This window comes from Dyella sp. SYSU CM1112, from assembly GCF_058216415.1.
In genome coordinates this window covers 1-375 of sequence record NZ_JBZEGI010000076.1, presented here as the reverse complement: position 1 = coordinate 375, position 375 = coordinate 1, and the positions used below count along the sequence as shown (strand labels likewise).

General features: G+C 58.4%; 1 pseudogene. It reads right to left on the bottom strand.

Features of this window, described 5'->3' with window-relative positions:
• Nucleotides 1–375, bottom strand: a pseudogene (locus tag AC4HNJ_RS21685) (transcription termination factor Rho); the annotation flags it as partial.

Here is a 375-nt window from a genome sequence, read left to right as displayed (position 1 = left end):
GAGCACTTTGCCGGAGCTCGGCACCACGGTGTTATAGGCGCGCGCAAGACGCGTGATCGAATCGAGCAGGATGACTAAGTCTTTTTTGTGTTCAACCAGGCGCTTGGCCCGTTCGATCACCATTTCGGCGACTTGCACGTGGCGCACGGCTGGCTCGTCGAAGGTGGAGCTGATCACTTCGGCGCGCACGGTGCGTGCGATTTCGTTCACTTCCTCCGGACGTTCGTCAATCAACAGCATGATCAGGTGAACGTCGGGATGGTTGTATTGGATCGCCTGTGCCACGTTCTGCAGCATCATCGTCTTACCGGACTTTGACTGCGACACGATCAAGCCACGTTGGCCGCGGCCGATGGGGGCGACGAGATCCAGGAT